Here is a 14,776-nt window from a genome sequence, read left to right on the forward strand (position 1 = left end):
AAATCATCTGTGAATGGGCCGCTTTTGCGGCCCATTTTATTTGTCACGCCGAAAAGCGGCCGAACTGTAATATCTGTTAAACAACATTCGATTTACCCCCCCTGCCCTGCACACTAAAATGACGCAGCTTTACAGAAATCATGCCATCAGGCGCTGTCTCAACGTCTGATGGCATGGTTTTTACCGAGGTTTGATGTGAACGATAATTCAATGACCCCGCAGGAGCGCCGCGCCACCTGGGGATTGGGCACCGTCTTCTCCCTGCGCATGCTCGGCATGTTTATGGTACTGCCGGTGCTGACCACCTACGGCATGGCGCTCAACGGCGCCAGCGAAGCGCTGATCGGCATCGCCATCGGCATCTACGGCCTGGCGCAGGCGGTGTTTCAAATCCCGTTCGGCCTGGTGTCCGATCGCATCGGCCGCAAGCCGCTGATCGTCGGCGGCCTGCTGATCTTTGCCCTCGGCAGCGTGATCGCCGCCGCTACCGACTCGATCTGGGGCGTGATCCTCGGCCGCGCGCTACAAGGCTCCGGCGCCATCGCCGCCGCGGTAATGGCGCTGCTCTCCGATCTGACCCGCGAGCAGAACCGCACCAAGGCGATGGCGTTTATCGGCGTCAGCTTCGGCATCACCTTCGCCATCGCCATGGTATTGGGCCCTATCATCACCCACGCCTTAGGCCTGCATGCGCTGTTCTGGATGATCGCCGTACTAGCGCTGGCCGGCATTGTCATCACCCTGGCGGTGGTGCCTTCCGCCGACACTCACCTGCTGAACCGCGAGTCCAGCATCGTGCGCGGCAGCTTCCGCAAGGTGCTGAGCAACTCGCGCCTGCTGAAGCTCAACTTCGGCATCATGTGCCTGCATATCCTGCTGATGTCGAGCTTCGTGGCGCTGCCGCTGGCGATGGAAAAAGCCGGGCTGGCGGCCAGCGAGCACTGGATCGTCTACCTGGTCACCATGCTGGTGTCGTTCGCCGCCGTGGTGCCTTTCATCATCTATGCCGAAAAATATCGCCGCATGAAACAGGTGTTTATGGGCTGCGTGGCGGTGCTGTTCTGCGCCGAAGTGCTGCTGTGGCTCTCCGGCGCGCGCCTGTGGGGCATCATCGCCGGCGTGCAGCTGTTCTTCATAGCCTTCAACGTGATGGAAGCCATTCTGCCTTCGCTGATCAGCAAAGAATCGCCGGCCGGCTACAAGGGCACCGCGATGGGGGTCTACTCCACCAGCCAGTTTATCGGCGTGGCGATCGGCGGCAGCCTCGGCGGCTGGCTATACGGGTTGCAGGGCGCAGGGCTGGTGTTTATCGCCGGCGCCGTGTTGGCCGCGGTCTGGTTCCTGGTCAGCAGCACCATGAAAGAGCCACCGTATGTCAGCAGCCTGCGCATTACGCTGTCGGAACTGGCGGTGAAGGATTCGGCGCTGGAAAGCCGCCTGAAGGCGCAGCCCGGCGTGGCCGAAGCGATCGTGGTGCCGGAAGAGCGCAGCGCCTACGTCAAGGTGGATACCAAGCAGACCAATCGCGGTCAGCTGGAAGCGCTGGTCAATTCGCTATAAAGCATCAGGGCCGGCAATGCCGGCCCCGTAGAGATTAATCGCGGAAGTTCTTGAACTGGAACGGCTGCCCCAGATCGCCGCCGCGCACCAGCGCCATCACGCTCTGCAAATCGTCGCGTGACTTGCCGGTCACCCGCACTTCTTCGCCCTGGATCTGCGCCTGCACCTTCAGCTTGCTGTCTTTGATCAGCTTGACGATTTTCTTCGCCACAGAGGTTTCAATCCCCTGCTTCAGCTTGGCTTCCACGCTGTAGGTTTTACCGCTGTGGGTAAACTCTTCCGGGATCTCCAGCGCGGCGCCGTCGATGCTGCGCTTGCTCAGCTTTTCGCGCAGAATGTCGAGCAGCTGCTGCACCTGGAAATCAGACTCGGTGGCAACCTTGATGCTTTGGTTTTTCTCGTTTAGCTCAAAGCTGGCCGGCACGTTGCGAAAATCCCAGCGGGTGCCGAGATCGCGGGTGGCGTTCTCAACGGCGTTACGCACTTCCTGCATATCAATTTCGGAAACGATGTCGAAAGATGGCATACTTCTTCCTCCTGAATGAGTGCCTAATAGCTTAGGCGATTTTGATGCCGAGCATGATAACCGCTTTGCCGCCTCAGACAAAATCTGCTGAACGCACGCAGGGATAGCGCTTCGGGCTGCCATAAAGCCTATAGTTAATTCACGGTAATTGAGCGGTATTCCCGTGTTTCCAAGGAGACTGAATGAAAATAACCATTCTTGGTTGCGGCGCGCTCGGACAACTGTGGCTCTCCCGGCTGTATCAGCAGGGCCACGATGTGCAGGGATGGCTAAGAGTGCCTCAGCCTTATTGCGCCGTGAACGTGATAGAGCCGGAAGGCGTCTCGTTTAATCGCAACTTGCCCACCAACGATCCGGAGCACCTCGCGCAGAGCGAGCTGCTGCTGGTGACGCTGAAAGCCTGGCAGGTGTCCAGCGCGGTCAGCGCGCTGCTGCCGAAGCTGAACCCCCAGTGCGCCATTTTGCTGCTGCACAACGGCATGGGCACCCAGGAGGAGCTGCCGCCGAACGGCCAGCCGATCCTGCAGGGCACCACCACCCACGCCGCGCGCCACGAAGGCAGCACCATTATTCACGTCGCCACCGGCATCACCCACATTGGCCCCACCTCGCCGGCCGCCCAACACCTCAGCCACCTGGCGGAAGTGCTGCATCAGGCGCTGCCCGACGTCGCCTGGCACAACAACATCGCCTCGGCCAACTGGCGCAAGCTGGCGGTCAACTGCGTGATCAACCCGCTGACGGCGCTGTACGGCTGCCGCAACGGCGATCTGCAGCGCTACCCGGAGCAGATCGAAACGCTGTGCCGTGAAGTCGCCAGCGTGATGGCGATGGAGGGCTACCACACCTCCTGCGAAGGTCTGATGCAATACGTGATGGACGTGATCCACAGCACCGCCGACAACGTTTCGTCGATGCTGCAGGATATCCGCAGCCAGCGGCACACCGAGATCGACTACATCACCGGTTACCTGCTGCGCCGCGCGCGCAGCCACGGCCTCACGCTGCCGGAGAATGCGCGGCTGTTTGAACTGATTAAACGAAAGGAAAATGAATATGAGCGTATCGGCGCTGGTCTGCCTGGCACCTGGTAGCGAAGAAATCGAAGCCGTCACCACCCTCGATCTGCTGGTGCGGGCGGGCGTAAAAGTCACTACCGCCAGCGTTGCCGGCGACGGCGAGCTGACTATCGTCTGTTCGCGCGGCGTCAAGCTGCTGGCCGACGCGCCGCTGGTGGCGATCGTCGATGAGCCGTTCGACGCCATCGTGCTGCCCGGCGGCCTGAAAGGCGCAGAATGCTTCCGCGACAGCCCGCTGCTGGTGGAAAAGGTGCGGCAGATGCATCTGCAGGGCAACATTGTCGCCGCCATCTGCGCGGCGCCGGCGCTGGTGCTGCAGCATCACGATCTGTTCCCGATCGGCAACATGACCGGCTTCCCGGGCCTGAAAGACCAGATACCGGCGGATAAATGGATGGAGCGCCGCGTGGTGTACGACGCGCGCGTCAACCTGCTCACCAGCCAGGGGCCGGGCACCGCGATGGAGTTCGCGCTGAAGCTGATAGACCTGCTGCTCGGCAAGGCCAAGGCGGCGGAGATCGCCGCGCAGCTGGTGCTGATCCCCGGGATGTACGATTATCGCGACAGTGAAGAAAACTGAATCAGCGATCGTAAACACGGGGCGCAGATCCGCGCCCCGTATCGCGTCAAAAACTGAGCTGGCTGGAGAAGCCCAAAACCAGACGCTCACTCGGCAGCGCGCCGGGTTTGATCACCGGCGTGCCGGCGAAAATGTCCGCAGCAAAACGCCCCTGATTCACCTGCAGGCCAATGACGCTCCCCGCCAACTGGCCGCCTTCCCCCTGTTGTTTGGCCAACTGCCCATAGTCGAATCCAATATAAGGTTGCAGCATGTCACGTTCCAACGTCAGCGTATTGCGCAGATACCCTCCGCTGCTGCCGATCAATTTGCTGTCGCCGCTAAACCCGCGCACCGTAGAACGGTCGCCGATAAACGACTTATCCTGGATCGGCTGTGCGGCGCTTGCCCATTGCCCCGATAACTCCCCGAGATAACGCAGACGATGACCAAATGCATTGAAGGGTTTCAGCATACTGCCGCCCGCTCGCAGCTGCTGTTCGGCATGTGAGCTCCCCTTCACGACGCCGGCAAGGGCGTCGGCGGTCAGCGCGATTTGCGCACGGGCGCCATAATAAAGATGGCTGACGCCCAGCTTCAGGTTGGTTAGCCGTGCACTCTGCAAGGCAATCTCCGTGTCATTGAGGTAATAGCGGTAATGACGTTGCAGCAGTTGCGCATTCAACGACGTTTTCTCATTCATCCCGCGCGCCAACGTATAGTCAGCCTGCAGCCCCCAATACTGCGAACGGCCATTATAGCGATAATCGGTGAAGTTGCCGGCGAAAGTCTGGTGATAGCGGCTGTCTCCGCCCAACGCGCTGAAGCGCCAGTATCCCCAAGGCAAGCTATAGTACAGGGCGCGGCTTTCATTGCCTTTGCCCGGCGGCGCCAGAATGCTGCGCGCCATCGACAGGTAAAAAACGTCGCCCAATGCGGTCAGATTATCGAGATACAGCGCGCCGCCGGTCTGATAACGCCCCGTAGAACGAACTCCGGCATCATCCGCCCAGGCGGTAAAACGCCAATATTTATCCTGTTGGCGCAGGATCTCGATATCGCTTTCGCCAGCTCGTTCGCCCGGAGCAATGCGGATATCGCTGATGACGTCCGGTATCCCCCCCATGTTCTCCAGCCCTTGCTCGATGCTACGCAAATTCAGCACATCGCCGGCCGCAATGGGAAAAAGCGCATCGGGGCGGAAATAGGCGCTGCTGCCCGCCTGCATTTTCAGCTGACCGATGCGGCCATAATGCACACGAACCTTCAGTATCCCTGCCGGTACCTCTTGAACGTCGAGCTGCACCCGCGAAGTGATATAGCCTTGCGCTATAAGCGCGTTTTGCAGCTTTTTGCGCAACCTCGCCAACCCTTTCTCCCCCATACAGCGGCCACGGGCCGTATGCGCCAACTGTTTGAAAGCCGTGAGGCGTAGCGGCGCCGTCGCCGTTTCGACTTTATCGATCATCCAACACGGAGATTCGCTGATAAATATGTCCGCTTGCGCGTTTTGCTCCGGCTGCGGCGACAAAACAGGAGGGGTGGACGGTAACAGCTTGCGTTGCGTATCGCCGATGAGGCTTTCCTGGCTAACGCGTTGTTTGGCCGGCGCCGGCGTGGCTTCAGCGCGGCTGCAACAGCTGAACAGCACGCCCAGACAAAGAATAAGACATTCCCTTTTCATGCTCTCTCATCCATTCCCCCACCCTTGGGTGGGGGAAACGTTTGTCACATCCAATAAGACCAACCGTAAGGCCAGCCGAAACCGCCGTATCCCCAACCCCAGCTATTCGCGGGCTTGTTGATGTCGCGGCCGTTGTTGGTGACCGCGCCGGACGTGGAGCGCATCGTGCCTGAGTTGTTGAAAGAGACGCCGCGATGGCTGATATCGCCATAGGCTTCAATCCTGCCGTAGTTGCTGAAACTGGTGTCCGACAAGCTGATGGAAGAAGCGCGAGAAACGATGCTCCCGCGGTTGGTTATGGACGTTCCTTGGATCGCCGCGCCGTTTTGGGCTTCGATCACGCCATTGCCGGCGTTGAACAAGCTGGTGGCGTTGAGTTGCAAAGCCTGCGCGGATTGAATGCCGCCGGTATTGTCGACGCGGGTCGCCCGCAGTGTCAGCGCGCCGTTTTGCGTTTTGACGCTGCCGCGATTGTTCAGTTGGGTCGCATTCAGCCGTATTGCCTCGCCCTCGATGCGGCCGATATTGTCCAGCTGCGTTGCCGTCAGGGAGGCAGAACGCGCATTCACGTTCTTTTCATTTTGCAGCCGGGTAGCGCTGATGTTCAATTGCCCCTGTGAGGCGATATTTCCTTGATTGACCAGCGAGTCGGTACTGATGTCGGCGCCACCGTTTTTCGCCTGAATCTGACCGCGGTTGGCGATACCGACGGAAGCGCGAGATACGTTTTGAGCGCCGTTGCCGATTTGCACGCGTTCATCACTTCCCGCGTCGGTTTGGATACTGACGATGCTGACATTGTTCAACGCGGCGCCGGCGTTGGAGCCCGCCCCATTGGCATTGCCGCTATTGACGCCTACGCCGTTTTCATTGGCGACCAGCCTAATCTTGTTGGCATACATTCCCCCCAACTCGGCGACGTCGATCAATACTTCAGGCTTATCTTTAGACGCTTCAACGCTATTGAAGCGGGATAGATCTGCCGAAACCGTTTTTTTCCCCGCCGAGACTAACAGGGCGTCCGCATGAACCGCCGCGCTGATTTCCGCCGTGCGCGCAATAACAGCCGTATAATCGACATCTCCCTTCGTCAAGCCCTCCCCCTCGACTCGAATATTGCCTTGATTAACGTGGAAGCCGTTAAAAGCGCCGTCCTTGAACTGCAAATCGGCGGTAGTTAATACGCCGTTGCGGGCATTAATAAAACCGCAACCGTTGCAGGTAATGCCGGATTTATTGGCAATGACAACATCGGCACGTTGCCCGGCGACTTCTACCACCCCCTTCAAAATACTTTTATTTGCCGAATTCACTTCATTCAGAATTACCTTAGCTGCACGACCCTCTAACTGAGCGTTCCCCGCAACGGTTCCGGCCAATGACGTATTCGCGCCCGCAAGGCTGTTATTTAAAATAGCGCCCTGAGCGCCAACGTCGAACTGCGTGTAAACGTTATGCGAGACACCGTCCGCACCCGCACGATTGATATTCACCACCGGCACCTGATTGATATGGTCAACCGATGCGCCCCCCGCCTGAGGTGCTATTTGCGCCAACAGCGGCGCGCTGGGCAACAGCAACGCCGCTGCCGACAACAGCAATGTCGTCTTATTCATTTTCATTAATCGCTCTCCTTAAATAACGTTGTCCATCCCTGCCAACCATTAACTGACGTTCAGACTAATGGCGAAAAACATTAATGGCCATAGGGATATCCTCCTTTGCAATGTGCATTACCCTGATAACCATAAAATACGAATGGCCTATGCTCAGCAAAAATATAATTTGCACAGTAAGAGAAAAAATATGCGCAATCAAATGCCAAAACACAATTTCAATAGGGAATCTGCAGATAAACACCGACAGGGCTGCCAGCGTTCGATAACAATAATATCCATACCATCAAATAAAAAAATCAATAGATATTTAATATATTGACTGAAGTGATTTTAATAAAAACAAAAGCCAAGTTAAGTGTATTATTTAAAAAACGGCGTAATAAGCAGGGTTATTTGGCGGGAAAATGCGCTTTGAAAGAAAACGGCCGGTGTCTGGCGACGCCGGCGGATAAATTACGGACGATAAACCTTCACGTTGCTGAAGCCTTGCTCCAGCAGATACAGCGCCTGCAGGCGGCTCATCACGCCGCGCTCGCAGTACAGCAGGTAGGTTTTGCTCTGGTCCAGATCGCCGAACTGGGTGCTCAGCTTGTAGAACGGCAGCGCTTTCACTTCAACCTGTTCCAACTGCAGCGGCTTCTCTTCCTGCTCGTCGTTGGAGCGGATATCCAGGATAACTTCGTCGGCACCGAAGGCCGCGACGGTTTCCACCTCGGTCACCTGTTCCTGCGCCTGCTCGGCGATGGAGCGGATATCGACGTTCTTCGCTTCGCTCACCACCCGGTCGAGAATGCTGAAATCGAAGTGGCTCTCTTCCTCTTCGATCTTGGCCTTGATCGCTTTCACCGTCGGGCTCTTCGAAATCACGCCGCAGTATTCCGGCATGGTTTTGGCGAAGTCTTCGGTGCCGATTTCGCGCGCCAGCTTGATGATGTGCTCTTTATCGTGCGAGATCAGCGGACGCAGGATCAGGGTATCGGACGCGTTGTCGATCAAGCGCAGGTTGGTCAGCGTCTGGCTGGAGACCTGCCCCAACGCTTCGCCGGTCACCAGCGCCTGCACGCCGTAGCGCTCGGCCACTTGCGAAGCGGCGCGCACCATCATGCGTTTGAGCACCACGCCCATCTGGCCGTCGTCAATCTTCTCCAGGATCTCACCCACCACCGGCTCGAAATCGATGGCGACGAAGCGCACCTTGTGCGAGCTGGCGAAGCGATTCCACAGGTAGTGCGCCACCTGCTTCACGCCGATCTCGTGCGCGGCGCCGCCCAGGTTGAAGAAGCAGAAGTGCACGCGACAGCCGCGACGCATCAGCATGTAGCTGGACACGCCCGAGTCGAAACCGCCGGAAATCAGCGACATTACGTCTTCCTGGGTGCCGACCGGGTAACCGCCGATGCCTTCGAGGCGGCGTTTGACCAGCATCAGCTTGTCGTCTTCGATCTCCAGGTTTACCGTAACCTGCGGGCGGGTCAGGTTAACGCGCGCGCTCTCGATATGCTGATTCAGACCGCCGCCGACATAGCGCTCCACGTCCTGCGAGTTGAACGCCTGCTTGCCGCGGCGCTTGACGCGCACGCAGAAGGTTTTGCCTTCCAGCTGGGCGCGGTAGGCTTCCAGCGTCTGCTCGAAGATGTGGTGGATATCGGTATAAGCGCGATCTTCCACTTCCAGAATATGGTGGATGCCGGGAATGCGCGTCAGGGCGTCGGCAATGACCGGCCGCTGGTTTTCATCTTTGGCGCGAACTTCGATATGATCCCAGTGACGGACGACCGCCAGCGTTTCATCATACTGCTTCAGGACGTTGCGAATATTGGTCGAGAGAATCTTGATAAAGCGCAAGCGCACAGATTGGCTCTTGATGGTGATTTCCGGGAACAATTTAATGATAAACTTCATGGCGGTCTTTGTTGTCAGATAAGAATTACGGCGCGGAGTATATCACCATATCGCCGCGCTCTGCGCACAAAACCATACATGAGCGCCATGATTTGCTAATCAAGATCCGCTAGGATAGGCTCTGGCGCCACGGTTCACATGATGACGTAAAAAGAAAATTATGCCGAAAAAACCAGCACAATCAGCCAGTACAGAGCAAACAGCCAGCTTTGAAAGCGCCCTCGGCGAGCTGGAAAGCATCGTGACGCGTCTGGAATCAGGCGAACTGCCGCTGGAAGACGCGCTGAACGAGTTCGAACGCGGCGTGCAGCTGGCGCGTCAGGGCCAGCAGAAACTGCAACAGGCGGAACAGCGTGTGCAGATACTCCTTAACGACAGCGCCGACGACGCGGCGCTGGCGCCTTTCACACCGGATGCCGAGTAACCGACATGTCTGAGATCGCCCCAGCGGCCGCTTTTGCCGATCAACTGCAGATTTTCCGCCAGCGCGCCGATCGCGCGCTGCTGGACTTCATCGCCCCACTGCCGTTCAACGACGGCAACATGGTGGCGGCGATGCGTCATGGCGCCTTGCTGGGCGGCAAGCGCCTGCGCCCGTTCCTGGTCTACACCACCGGCCAGATGTTCGGCGTGTCGCTGGCCAACCTGGACGCGCCGGCGGCGGCGGTGGAATGCATTCACGCCTACTCGCTGATCCACGACGATCTGCCGGCGATGGACGACGACGATCTGCGCCGCGGCCAGCCGACCTGCCACATTAAATTCGGCGAAGCCAACGCGATCCTGGCCGGCGATGCGCTGCAAACGCTGGCGTTTTCGATCCTGGCCGATGCTGAAATGCCCGACGTGGCCCTGCGCGATCGGCTGGCGATGGTCTCTGAACTGGCGACCGCCAGCGGTGTAGCCGGCATGTGCGGCGGCCAATCGCTGGATCTGGAAGCCGAAGGCAAACGCGTGGACCTGCAGGCGCTGGAGCAGATCCATCGCCACAAAACCGGCGCGCTGATCCGCGCGGCGGTGCGTCTGGGCGCGCTGAGCGCCGGCGAAGCCGGGCGAGCGGCGTTGCCGCAGCTGGATCGTTACGCCGCTGCGGTTGGCCTGGCGTTCCAGGTGCAGGATGACATTTTGGACGTTGTCGGCGAGACTGAAAAAATCGGCAAGCGCCAGGGAGCGGACCAACAACACGGAAAGAGTACCTACCCGGCGTTGCTCGGGCTTGACAGCGCGAAAGCAAAAGCGTGGGATCTCTATCAGGAAGCATTAGCTGCATTAGACACTTTGGCAGCGCAATCTTATAACACAGCGCCATTGCGAGCGTTAGCCAGCTTCATTATTGAACGCGACAATTAACGTGTGACGTTAACTCCTCTGATATGAGTATCGAATGAGTCTTGATATAGCCAAATACCCAACCCTGGCGCTAGCGGAAAACCCCGAGGAACTCCGCTCACTGCCCAAAGAGAGCTTGCCGAAGCTGTGCGATGAGCTGCGGCAATACCTGCTGAACAGCGTCAGTCGCTCCAGCGGCCACTTTGCCTCCGGGCTGGGTACCGTCGAACTGACGGTGGCGTTGCATTTCGTCTACAACACGCCGTTCGATCATCTGGTGTGGGACGTCGGCCACCAGGCCTACCCGCACAAAATTCTGACCGGCCGCCGCGACCGTATCGCCACCATTCGGCAAAAGAACGGCCTGCACCCCTTCCCGTGGCGCGCCGAAAGCGAATACGACGTGCTGTCGGTCGGCCACTCGTCGACTTCGATCAGCGCCGGCCTTGGCATGGCGGTGGCGGCGGAACGTGAAGGCAAAGGCCGCCGCACGGTGTGCGTGATCGGCGACGGCGCCATCACCGCCGGCATGGCTTTCGAAGCGATGAACCACGCCGGCGACATCAACCCGGACATGCTGGTGGTGCTGAACGACAACGAGATGTCGATCTCGGAAAACGTCGGCGCGCTGAACAACCACCTGGCGCAGCTGCTGTCCGGCAAGCTTTACTCCACCCTGCGCGAAGGCGGCAAGAAAGTGCTGGCCGGCGTGCCGCCGATCAAGGAGCTGGTGAAACGCACCGAAGAGCACCTGAAAGGCATGGTGGTGCCGGGCACGCTGTTCGAAGAGCTGGGCTTCAACTATATCGGCCCGGTAGACGGGCACGACGTGCAGGGGCTGGTCGCCACGTTGAAAAACATGCGCGATCTGAAAGGCCCGCAGCTGTTGCACATCATGACCAAGAAAGGCCGCGGTTACGCGCCGGCGGAGAAGGATCCGATCAGCTTCCACGCGGTGCCGAAGTTCGATCCCGCCAGCGGCACGCTGCCGAAAAGCGCCGGCGGTCTGCCGACCTATTCGAAAATCTTCGGCGACTGGCTGTGTGAAACCGCCGCCAAAGACAGCTCGCTGATGGCGATCACGCCGGCGATGCGCGAAGGCTCCGGCATGGTGCAGTTCTCTCGTGACTACCCGCAGCAATATTTCGACGTGGCGATCGCCGAGCAGCATGCGGTCACCTTCGCCGCCGGGCTGGCGATCGGCGGCTACAAGCCGGTGGTGGCGATCTATTCCACCTTCCTGCAACGCGCCTACGATCAGCTGATCCACGATGTGGCGATCCAAAACCTGCCGGTGATGTTCGCCATCGATCGCGGCGGCATCGTTGGCGCCGACGGCCAGACTCACCAGGGGGCGTTCGATCTGTCGTTCATGCGCTGCATCCCGACCATGGTGATCATGACGCCGAGCGACGAGAACGAATGCCGCCAGATGCTGTACACCGGCTATCACTACAACGACGGCCCGAGCGCCGTGCGCTATCCGCGCGGCACCGGCACCGGCGCGGCGCTGGAGCCGCTCAACCTGCTGCCGATCGGTAAAGGCGTGGCGCGCCGCCAGGGAGAAAAGATCGCCATTCTCAACTTCGGCACCCTGCTGCCGGAGGCCGCGCAAGCGGCGGAGGCGCTCAACGCCACGCTGGTCGACATGCGCTTCGTCAAACCGCTGGACGAGCAGCTGGTGCTCGAATTGGCCGCCAGCCATGAAACGCTGGTCACGCTGGAAGAGAACGCCATCATGGGCGGCGCCGGCAGCGGCGTCAACGAACTGCTGATGGCCAAACGCCGTCCGGTGCCGGTGCTGAACCTCGGCCTGCCGGACAGCTTCGTCTCGCAGGGCAGCCAGGAAGAACTGCGCGCCGATCTGGGGCTGGACGCCGCCGGCATTCAGCGCCAAATCGAAACCTGGCTGGCGCAGTAATCGCCACTCGCGCCTGACAAAACGCCTCCGCCTTCGGGGGCGTTTTCATTTCCGCCCTCCGGGATCCGCGCTACAGTTATTGTCTGAGCTGTGAATGGGAGGCAAGCATGAAGTACCTGAAACTGGGCAACACCGATCTGAACGTCTCGCGCATCTGCCTGGGCTGCATGACCTACGGCGAACCGAACCGCGGCAATCACGCCTGGACGCTGCCGGAAGAGAGCAGCCGTCCGCTGCTGAAACAGGCGCTGGAAGCCGGTATCAACTTTTTCGACACCGCCAACAGCTATTCCGACGGCAGCAGCGAGGAGATCCTCGGCCGGGCGCTGCACGACTATGCGCGCCGCGAAGACGTGGTGGTCGCCACCAAGGTGTATTTCCCGCTGAGTAACCTGAAGCGCGGTTTATCGCGCGCCAACATCATGCAGTCCATCGACGACAGCCTGCGGCGCCTGGGCACCGACTATGTCGATTTGCTGCAGATCCACCGCTGGGATTACGAAACGCCGCTGGAAGAGACGCTGGAAGCGCTGCACGACGTGGTGAAAGCCGGTAAGGCGCGTTACATCGGCGCCTCCTCGATGTACGCCTGGCAGTTCGCCAAGGCGCTGTATACCGCCGATCTGCACGGCTGGACGCGCTTCGTCAGCATGCAGGATCAATACAACCTGATCCAGCGCGAAGAAGAGCGCGAAATGCATCCGCTGTGTACCGCCGAAGGCATCGCCGTGCTGCCGTGGAGCCCGCTGGCGCGCGGCCGCCTGACCCGCCCCTGGGGCGAAACCACCGCGCGGCTGGTTTCCGACCAGTTCGGCAAGAGCCTGTACGAGGAAACTGAAGGCATCGACGCCATCATCGCCGAGCGCGTCGCCAGCCTCGCCGACGAACGTGGCGTTTCACGCGCGCAGATCGCGCTGGCCTGGCTGCTGAACAAGCCGGCGGTCAGCGCGCCGATCGTCGGCGCTTCACGCAGCGAGCAGTTGGATGACGCCATCGCCGCGGTCGATTTGAGTTTGTCGCCGCAAGAGGTCGCAGAACTGGAGACGGCTTACGTGCCGCATCGGGTGACGGGATTTGAATAAGAGAAGCGGGCGCAAAACGGCGCGCCCGTCTGTCAGAACAGCCCGATCGGCCAGTGGTGCCCAATCAGGTAGATGATGCCGGCGGACAGCACGCCGGCGATGATATCGTCGACCATGATGCCCATGCCGCCATGCACGTTGCGGTCGAACCAGCGGATCGGCCACGGCTTCCACATGTCGAGAATGCGGAAGATAACGAAACCGGCGGCGACCCAGCGCCAGTCATTGACCGGCAGCGCCATCAGCGTGATCCACATGCCGACGAACTCGTCCCAGACGATGCTGCCGTGATCGTGCACCTTCATGTCTTTTGCCGTGCGGTGGCAAATATAGACGCCGATGCAGATGCTGAACATCACCGTCAGCGAGTAGAGCTGCCACGGCAGCTGGATCAGCAGCAGCCAAAACGGGATCGCCGCCAGCGATCCCATGGTGCCCGGCATCACCGGCGACAAACCGCTGCCAAACCCGGTGGCCAGCAGGTGCCACGGATTGCTCATCCGCAGCCGGCGCTTGGCTTCATCCATGGGTGCCCGGCTCCGCGTTGAAATGATCGAACCCAGCCCAGTCCAGCTCTACCGCTTCGTCGTTGCGATAATAGCGGATGCCTTCAGACAGCGGGCCAATTTGGCCGATGCAGGTGTAGTCGGCCCCGAGGTGGCTCAACGCCACTTCCAGCGCGCCGCGGTTGATCTCCGGCACGGTGAAGCACAGCTCGTAATCTTCGCCGCCCGCCAGCGCCCAGCGCAGCGCCTGTTCGGCATCGGCGTGGCTGCTCAGCGCCTGCGACATCGGCAGCTCGTCCAGCACGATGCGTGCGCCACAGTCGCTGGCCTTAAGGATATGCTTCAGATCGGAAATCAGGCCGTCGGAGATGTCGATCGCCGAGCTGGCCAGATCGCGCAGCGCCTGCCCCTGCAACACCCGCGGCTGCGGCCGCAGATGGCGGGCGACCAAATAATCGCGCGCCGTCGTTTCCGTCACCGCCAAACGATCCTGCAGGATCGCCAACCCGGCGGCGCTGTCGCCCAGCGTGCCGGTCACATAGATCCAGTCGCCGATGCGCGCGCCGCTGCGGGTCAGCGCCCGGCCGGCCGGGATCAGCCCCTGGATGGTCAGCGTCATGCTCAGCGGCCCGCGCGTGGTATCGCCGCCGATCAGCTGCATGCCGTAATAGTTGAGCTGATCGAACAGGCTGTCGCTGAAGGCCTTCAGCCAGGATTCGTTCACTTCAGGCAGGGTCAGCGCCAGCGAAAGCCAGGCCGGATCGGCGCCCATCGCCGCCAGATCGCTCAGATTGACCGCCAACGCCTTATAGCCGAGATCGGCCGGATCGATGTCCGGCAGAAAGTGCACGCCCGCCACCAGCGTATCGGTACTGACGGCCACCAGCTGTTTTTCCGGCACTGCCAGCAGTGCGCAGTCATCTCCAATGCCCAACTGTACATCCCGGCGCACACGCTTGAACCGGTCAAAATAGCGGGCAATGAGGTCAAATTCGCCGCATGCCATATC

The 14,776-nt window shown here is 59.9% G+C and carries 13 protein-coding genes; 7 read left to right on the top strand and 6 right to left on the bottom strand.

Annotated features, from left to right (window positions below):
* The first annotated feature begins 195 nt into the window (after nucleotides 1-195).
* Nucleotides 196-1,560: an MFS transporter gene (locus ACSBQQ_RS13650; protein ID WP_033653267.1), complete on the top strand. Its 1,365-nt coding sequence runs from the start codon at nucleotides 196-198 to the stop codon at nucleotides 1,558-1,560.
* Nucleotides 1,561-1,594: 34 nt separating this feature from the next.
* Here ACSBQQ_RS13650 and ACSBQQ_RS13655 read toward each other — a convergent pair whose 3' ends face one another.
* A complete protein-coding gene (locus ACSBQQ_RS13655; RefSeq protein WP_004940373.1) occupies nucleotides 1,595-2,086 on the bottom strand; it encodes a YajQ family cyclic di-GMP-binding protein in 492 nt (163 codons plus the stop codon).
* Nucleotides 2,087-2,268: 182 nt separating this feature from the next.
* Here ACSBQQ_RS13655 and panE point away from each other — a divergent pair, with 182 nt between their 5' ends.
* Both panE and yajL read left to right on the top strand, forming a co-directional pair.
* Nucleotides 2,269-3,180 (top strand): 2-dehydropantoate 2-reductase, encoded by a 912-nt coding sequence (gene panE, locus ACSBQQ_RS13660; protein WP_060429151.1) that lies wholly within the window; start codon nucleotides 2,269-2,271, stop codon nucleotides 3,178-3,180.
* Entirely contained in the window at nucleotides 3,143-3,745 is a 603-nt protein-coding gene (yajL, locus tag ACSBQQ_RS13665) for a protein deglycase YajL (RefSeq protein ID WP_033647310.1), read from the top strand. The genes panE and yajL overlap by 38 nt, the downstream gene beginning before the upstream one ends.
* Nucleotides 3,746-3,791: 46 nt before the next feature.
* Here the strand turns inward: yajL and ACSBQQ_RS13670 are convergent, their stop codons facing one another.
* From ACSBQQ_RS13670 to thiI, 3 genes are all read right to left on the bottom strand, one after another.
* Nucleotides 3,792-5,408 carry a ShlB/FhaC/HecB family hemolysin secretion/activation protein gene (locus tag ACSBQQ_RS13670; RefSeq protein ID WP_065424455.1) on the bottom strand — a complete coding sequence of 539 codons (1,617 nt, stop codon included), beginning with the start codon at nucleotides 5,406-5,408 and terminating at the stop codon, nucleotides 3,792-3,794.
* 44 nt (nucleotides 5,409-5,452) lie between these two features.
* The gene (locus tag ACSBQQ_RS13675; protein ID WP_060429153.1) at nucleotides 5,453-7,030 is read right to left on the bottom strand and encodes a filamentous hemagglutinin N-terminal domain-containing protein; all 1,578 of its coding nucleotides are present in this window, start codon (nucleotides 7,028-7,030) and stop codon (nucleotides 5,453-5,455) included.
* Nucleotides 7,031-7,480: 450 nt separating this feature from the next.
* Entirely contained in the window at nucleotides 7,481-8,929 is a 1,449-nt protein-coding gene (thiI, locus tag ACSBQQ_RS13680; RefSeq protein ID WP_047569033.1) for a tRNA uracil 4-sulfurtransferase ThiI, read from the bottom strand.
* 160 nt (nucleotides 8,930-9,089) lie between these two features.
* Between thiI and xseB the strand changes: the two genes are divergently transcribed.
* The 4 genes from xseB (at nucleotide 9,090) to ACSBQQ_RS13700 (ending at nucleotide 13,261) form a co-directional block, all read left to right on the top strand.
* Nucleotides 9,090-9,353, top strand: a complete 264-nt coding sequence (gene xseB, locus ACSBQQ_RS13685) for an exodeoxyribonuclease VII small subunit (RefSeq protein WP_015376838.1) — start codon at nucleotides 9,090-9,092, stop codon at nucleotides 9,351-9,353.
* Between the two features lie 5 nt (nucleotides 9,354-9,358).
* Complete coding sequence (gene ispA, locus ACSBQQ_RS13690) at nucleotides 9,359-10,279, top strand: (2E,6E)-farnesyl diphosphate synthase (protein ID WP_033637304.1); 921 nt, start codon at nucleotides 9,359-9,361, stop codon at nucleotides 10,277-10,279.
* Between the two features lie 34 nt (nucleotides 10,280-10,313).
* On the top strand, nucleotides 10,314-12,179 hold the full coding sequence (gene dxs, locus ACSBQQ_RS13695; protein WP_033647313.1) for a 1-deoxy-D-xylulose-5-phosphate synthase: 1,866 nt from the start codon (nucleotides 10,314-10,316) through the stop codon (nucleotides 12,177-12,179).
* A 107-nt stretch (nucleotides 12,180-12,286) separates the two neighbouring features.
* On the top strand, nucleotides 12,287-13,261 hold the full coding sequence (locus tag ACSBQQ_RS13700; protein ID WP_033647315.1) for an aldo/keto reductase: 975 nt from the start codon (nucleotides 12,287-12,289) through the stop codon (nucleotides 13,259-13,261).
* 32 nt (nucleotides 13,262-13,293) lie between these two features.
* Here ACSBQQ_RS13700 and pgpA read toward each other — a convergent pair whose 3' ends face one another.
* Nucleotides 13,294-13,788, bottom strand: coding sequence for a phosphatidylglycerophosphatase A (gene pgpA, locus ACSBQQ_RS13705; RefSeq protein WP_033634010.1), 495 nt, complete (start codon nucleotides 13,786-13,788; stop codon nucleotides 13,294-13,296).
* Nucleotides 13,781-14,773 (bottom strand): thiamine-phosphate kinase, encoded by a 993-nt coding sequence (gene thiL / locus ACSBQQ_RS13710; RefSeq protein ID WP_033647316.1) that lies wholly within the window; start codon nucleotides 14,771-14,773, stop codon nucleotides 13,781-13,783. Before thiL ends, pgpA begins: the two co-directional genes overlap by 8 nt.
* Between the last annotated feature and the right edge of the window lie 3 nt (nucleotides 14,774-14,776).

The organism is Serratia sp. G204Y, assembly GCF_051172435.1.
GTDB classification, from domain to species: domain Bacteria; phylum Pseudomonadota; class Gammaproteobacteria; order Enterobacterales; family Enterobacteriaceae; genus Serratia; species Serratia sarumanii.